The sequence below is a fragment of the Dorea amylophila genome (assembly GCF_025567265.1).
GTDB lineage: Bacteria > Bacillota > Clostridia > Lachnospirales > Lachnospiraceae > Dorea_A > Dorea_A amylophila.
This window is the reverse complement of the sequence record NZ_JAOQJW010000029.1, coordinates 43,299-49,638: the sequence shown is the minus strand read 5'-3', so window position 1 is coordinate 49,638 and position 6,340 is coordinate 43,299. Positions and strand designations below refer to the sequence as shown.

Here is a 6,340-nt window from a genome sequence, read left to right as displayed (position 1 = left end):
GTTTGTCTCAAGCGACAGCTTATTAAGAATATCACAAGCAGTTGTGTTTGTCAACTGTTATTTTATTCTTTTTTTCAGGAACAATTCCCGAAGATTTCTGATTATGATTCGGCATTCTCTGCTTTTCCGTAATCAGTTCCCGCCGTCTTCTGCTTCGACTCTGTTACCTCACGGCCTTGTCTAACGCGACAGCTAGATTAATATACCACAAGGGCGTTTGAATTGTCAACGTTGTTTTTATATTTTCTGCAATTTAGACAATTCAAACAATTTTATTCTTTTCCCTTGCTTATTTCTATATAAATTGCCTGTTTTCCTTTCTTGACACTGTCTATCTTTTCTTTTATGATTCTTCTTATATAAAAGGAAGGAGTTACTATTATATGTTTCACTTATTACTTGCCGTAATCTATCTGGCATTCATCAGCCTCGGACTTCCGGATGCACTTTTGGGCTCCGCATGGCCCTCCATGTATCCGGTCTTTCATGTACCCGTTTCTTACGCAGGAATCATTTCCATGATCATAGCCGCCGGTACCGTTATATCTAGTCTGCAAAATGACAGACTTACCAAAAAACTTGGTACAGGTAAAATCACTGCCATCAGTGTAGCTACTACTGCTGTTGCTTTGATTGGATTCTCTGTCAGCCATTCATTTATTGCATTGTGTCTGTGGGCAGTTCCTTACGGACTTGGCGGTGGAAGTGTTGATGCAGCACTCAATAATTATGTTGCACTTCATTACGAAAGCCGGCATATGAGCTGGCTGCACTGTATGTGGGGTGTCGGTGCCTCTATTGGACCTTATATTATGGGATATGCTTTATCTAATAAGCAGGGGTGGTCTATGGGATACCGCTACATTTCCATTTTCCAGATTGGACTTACTGCTATTTTAATCATAAGTCTTCCTCTTTGGAAGCAATTTCAGAACAAAGGAAACACCGGACAACCTGATTCCAGTTCTGTCTGTACTTTGCCGGCCCTGACTTTAAAGCAGATTTTTCAGATTCCAGGCGCCAGAGAAATTCTTTTTGCTTTCTTCTGTTACTCTGCAATCGAACAGACATCCTCTCTCTGGGCCAGTAGTTATCTCGTTCTGCACCTGGGTTATTCTTCAGAGAAAGCAGCTGGATTCGCAAGTCTCTTCTTTATTGGAATTACTGTAGGCAGAGGTATCAGCGGTTTCATTACTTTTAAGCTAAATGACTCACAGATGATCCATCTTGGTGAAGGGATCATACTTATCGGTGTCTTCGCCATGATTTTTCCTTTTGGAAAAACAATTGCTTTAACCGGACTTATCCTCATCGGACTTGGATGTGCACCGATTTATCCATCCATTATTCACTCAACCCCCGCACATTTTGGTGCGGACAAATCTCAGTCGATTATTGGAGTACAGATGGCGTTTGCCTATATTGGAACTTGTCTGATGCCTCCATTTTTTGGCATTATTGCAAGATCCATAGGTATTACACTCTTTCCGATTTATCTGGGAGTCTTTTTATGCATCATGTTCTTTATGTATGAAACAGTTATCAAAAAAACTCATATAGTATAGTTTTCTCATACCACATAACAATAAATAAAAAAGAACCAGTGGGGACACTAAAAAAGCCACAAAACTCCGTCCCCACTGGTTCTAAATATAATTCATTGCCTGATTCACGCTACTGACCCCGATCACTTCGATTCCGTCCACTTTCCCAATGGACTTCAATGTAACCGATGGCACAATACAAGTCTTAAATCCTAGTTTTTTAGCTTCTGCAACTCTCTGCTCGGGCATAGATACAGCCCTTACTTCCCCGCTTAATCCAACTTCTCCGAATACGATCGTATCTTCTGCGATTGGTTTATTCTTATAACTGGAAGCAATAGCCATTACAATGCCCAGATCAGCTGCCGGTTCATTCATACGAATCCCGCCGGCAATATTGACATAAGCATCGTAATTGGATAATGGAAGCCCCATCCTCTTTTCCAAAACTGCCATCAGCAGGTTAACACGGTTATAATCCAATCCTGCCGCAGTTCTTCTCGGCATTCCGAAATTACTCCTGCAGATCAGTGCCTGAATCTCCATCAGCATCGGTCTTGTGCCTTCCATCGCACATGCCACCACAGATCCGGCTGCATTCTCCGGCTTTCCACTCAACATGAATTCCGAAGGATTCTCTACCTCGCATAGTCCCTCTCTGCGCATCTCGAATACGCCGATCTCATTTGTTGATCCAAAACGATTCTTCACTCCTCGGAGTATCCGGTATGATGCATGCCTGTCGCCTTCAAAATAAAGTACTGTATCCACCATATGTTCCAGTACTCTCGGGCCTGCAACCGTTCCTTCCTTTGTCACATGTCCCACGATAAAAGTCGAGATATTCAGCCCCTTTGCCAGCTGCATCAGTACATTTGTTGATTCCCGCACCTGGGATACGCTTCCCGGTGCAGATGACACTTCTTCATTATACATTGTCTGAATCGAATCAATCACAACAACATCCGGCGTTTCTTTCTCAATCACACTTTGAATTGCTGCCAGATTCGTCTCACATAATAAAAAGAGACTATCCGCGAATTCTCCCATTCGATTTGCACGCAATTTAATCTGCTTCAATGATTCCTCTCCGGAAATATAAAGCACCTTCTTCTGCCTGGCTGCCAGCTTCTGGCACACCTGAAGCAGCAGTGTTGATTTTCCGATTCCGGGATCCCCACCTACTAATACGAGGGAACCTTGTACGATTCCCCCGCCTAATACTCTGTCTAATTCTTTTATTCCAGTTTTTGTTCGTTCTTCATCTGTCGTTGATACACTGGATAAAGTCACAATCTGACTCTTTTTCTTTGCCACACTGCTGCCTCTGGATACACCGGCTGCCGGAGTACTCACCTTTTCCTCCACAAATGTATTCCACTCTTTGCACATTGGGCACTGCCCCAGCCACTTGCTTTCTTCATGTCCGCAATTCTGACAGAAATATATACTTTTCTTTATTTTTGCCATTATTTTCTTACGACTTTAATTCCAATCTCTTTTCCCGGATCTGCTTCTGCACTTACGCTGAGTTTTCCACTTAAGTTTGTTGTCATGTCTCCGATATTCACATCATCCATGTATACAACATACTCTGCATCCGCTTCCATTCCAAGTGTAAACTGAAAATCTGTCTCTCCACATACTTTAAACGAAACTACGTTCTCTGTTGCCTTGAAATTCTCTACTGCAGTTCCCGGTACGGATTCGTATACAAACATTCCGTTCTTTTCTAATTTTGTAATCTCTTTGAACGTCTTAACTTTGTAGATATCCCCCTGAAATTCGAATCCGTCTAACTTAGTTTTGCTGTCTAATGTATAATCTCCAAAACTAAGTGTACCGTCTGTTTCAGCTCTTAAAAGCTCTTTCACTGCTGCCATTTTCTTGTCCTCCTAAGGTTCTTCTTTCGTTCATTCTATTATATAATAAAATATTTTTAATTTGTAGTCTTTGCCGTAAATTTAATTTCTTTTTTAGAGATTCCAACAACAACTTTCATATTTCTTCTGATTTCCCCACTTAAAATCGCCTCGGCAAGTTTATCCTCTAACTGATTCTGTACAGCGCGTCTGAGTGGTCTTGCCCCATACTTCTTATCCATACCAGTCTCTACAATATGCTTTTTCACAGAATCACGAATCGTAAGATCGATTCCAAGCTGATCTTTTGCACGTTTGATCAGTTCTCTGCACATCAATCCCACAATCTTCTGCATCTGCTCAACTGTCAGTGGATGGAATACCAAAATTTCATCAATACGGTTCAAAAATTCCGGACGGAAGATAAACTTGATCTCATTCATAACGTTATTCTTCATCCGCTTATAATCTCCTGCGGCATCTTCTTTTGTATTAAAGCCCAGCTTTTTCGGATCGATGATTGACTGTGCTCCGGCATTAGATGTCATAATGATCACAGTATTCGAAAAATCCACCTTTCTTCCCTGTGAATCTGTAATGTGCCCGTCATCTAACACCTGCAAAAAGATATTAAACACATCCGGATGTGCTTTTTCTATCTCATCAAGCAAGATGACGGAATATGGATGTCTTCTCACCTGTTCGCTAAGCTGTCCACCGTCATCGTGTCCGACATATCCCGGAGGCGAACCAATCAGCTTTGCCACACTATGCTTTTCCATATATTCAGACATATCTACACGGATCATAGAATTCTCATCTCCAAAGAGAGCTTCCGCAAGAGCTTTGGATAATTCTGTCTTTCCGACTCCTGTTGGCCCCAGGAATAAGAACGAACCGATCGGACGCTTTGGATCTTTCAGTCCGACCCTTCCGCGCTTGATAGATTTTGCTACTGCTGTTACCGCTTCATCCTGCCCGACCACACGCTTATGAAGTGTCTGTTCAAGCTTATTTAACCTTGTGCTTTCTGACTCAGCCAGACGACTTACCGGAATCTTCGTCCACTGTGATACGACCTCTGCAATATCTTCTTCCGTTACTTCCAGATGCTTTGCATCATTCTTCTTGTGAATACGTTTCTTGATTTGTTCTGATTTCTCTTCTGCATCCTTTAATTCTTTATGAAGCATGGATGCCTCAATGATATTGCCGCTTTGAATTGCTTCTTCCAGTTCCTTTGCAAGTTCCGTCTGTGCCTTTTCCAGTTTATATACATTTTCCGGTACTTTAAATCCACGCAAGCTTACTTTTGAGCATGCTTCATCCACAACATCAATCGCCTTATCCGGAAGAAAACGGTCATTGATATAGCGGTTGGAATAGCTGACTGCTGCCTCCAGTGCTTCTTCTCTTATCTTTACTTTATGATGTTTTTCATATCTGGAGCGCAGACCTTTCAGTATCTCCAGACACTGATTTTTATCTGGTTCTTCTACCGTGATTGGCTGGAATCTTCTTTCCAGTGCCGCATCTTTTTCAATATATTTGCGGTATTCCACGATCGTTGTGGCACCGATCAGCTGCAGTTCTCCTCTTGCAAGGGACGGCTTCAGAATATTAGACGCATCCATCGCTCCTTCTGCACCACCCGCACCAATGATCGTATGCACTTCATCCAGAAACAGAATGATATTACCTGCCGCCTTCACCTCCTGAATCAGACGTTTCATACGTTCTTCGAATTCTCCGCGGTATTTTGATCCGGCGATCATACTTGCCAGATCCATGGTATAGATACGTTTTCCCCTGATTCCTTCCGGCACGATGCCTTCTGCAATCTGTGTTGCAAGCCCTTCGATGACTGCTGTCTTACCAACACCCGGTTCCCCGACCAGACAGGGATTGTTCTTTGTGCGTCTGCTTAAGACCTGCATCAGCCGTCCGATTTCTTCTTCTCTTCCGATGACCGGATCGAGCTTTCCTTCTTCTGCTTCTGCTGTCAGATCGGTACCATACTGATCCAATACTCCGTTCTTTCTCCCCTCTTCCGGTCCATATTCTTCCTGATACATCTTCGGATCGATCCCGACAGTTTCAAATATTTCCTGATAGATCTTCTGAAGATTCGCACCTAACGTAGTCAGGATCTTTGCAGCAACACAATCCATATCACGGATAAGTGCCGTCAGCATATGTTCTGTTCCAATCTCTTCTGAGCGGAACTGTTCTGCCTCTGTCTTACTGTCTTCCAGAATATATTCCAGTCTCGGACTGTATTCTGGTTTCTTTCTGCCTGGCATCTCACCTGCAGGAGAGATCAGTTCGGACATCACTTTCTGTATATTTTCCTCATCTACCCCGTTCATTCCCAGAACCTGCGCCGCTACGCCGGTATACACCTTTCTGAGTCCCAGAAGCAGATGTTCTGTTCCTACATAAGGGTGCGCCATCTCCTTCGCACTTTTTTCTGCAATCTTCAGCACTTCCTTAGCCTGCCTTGTATAATCCATGCCTTTTTGTTCCTTTCTGCCTATCTTCTATACTCGTCAAATATCTCATCCACCAATGCATGCACATCTTCTCTTCCAATATTCTTGCAGCATCCTTTTGCAAGTAATATTGCAAGCTTTTCCCTGAGTTTTAACATTGCCTGTGCCTTGTCCGCATCAATGGCGACTACGGCTCCTCTTCTTCTGTCCAACTGGATGAACCCTTCCTGCCGTAAGATCGAATACGCTTTATTCACCGTATGCATATTAATTCCCACAGTATCCGCCAGCTGTCTGACAGACGGTAAGGTATCTCCCTCCCGAATCATGTCTGTTGCAATCCCCATGATAATCTGATTCTGCAGTTGTACATAGATTGCCTCGCTGCTGTTAAAATCAATTTCTATCAACATCTCATCACCTGTTATCTGTCTTTTTCTTT

5 protein-coding genes are annotated in these 6,340 nt (G+C 42.9%); 1 reads left to right on the top strand and 4 read right to left on the bottom strand.

Annotated features, from left to right (window positions below; all coding sequences use genetic code 11):
- The first annotated feature begins 383 nt into the window (after positions 1-383).
- Entirely contained in the window at positions 384-1,565 is a 1,182-nt protein-coding gene (locus OCV72_RS15360) for an MFS transporter (protein WP_055284690.1), read from the top strand.
- An 81-nt stretch (positions 1,566-1,646) separates the two neighbouring features.
- Here OCV72_RS15360 and radA read toward each other — a convergent pair whose 3' ends face one another.
- From radA to OCV72_RS15340, 4 genes are read right to left on the bottom strand one after another with little or no spacing between them, the layout of a single operon-like run.
- Positions 1,647-3,014, bottom strand: coding sequence for a DNA repair protein RadA (gene radA, locus OCV72_RS15355; protein ID WP_055284688.1), 1,368 nt, complete (start codon positions 3,012-3,014; stop codon positions 1,647-1,649).
- Complete coding sequence (locus OCV72_RS15350; RefSeq protein ID WP_028086926.1) at positions 3,014-3,427, bottom strand: hypothetical protein; 414 nt, start codon at positions 3,425-3,427, stop codon at positions 3,014-3,016. The genes radA and OCV72_RS15350 overlap by 1 nt, the downstream gene beginning before the upstream one ends.
- 56 nt (positions 3,428-3,483) lie before the next feature.
- Positions 3,484-5,919, bottom strand: coding sequence for an ATP-dependent Clp protease ATP-binding subunit (locus tag OCV72_RS15345; RefSeq protein ID WP_055284686.1), 2,436 nt, complete (start codon positions 5,917-5,919; stop codon positions 3,484-3,486).
- Between the two features lie 20 nt (positions 5,920-5,939).
- Entirely contained in the window at positions 5,940-6,311 is a 372-nt protein-coding gene (locus OCV72_RS15340; protein WP_055284684.1) for a GntR family transcriptional regulator, read from the bottom strand.
- Positions 6,312-6,340 lie beyond the last annotated feature (29 nt).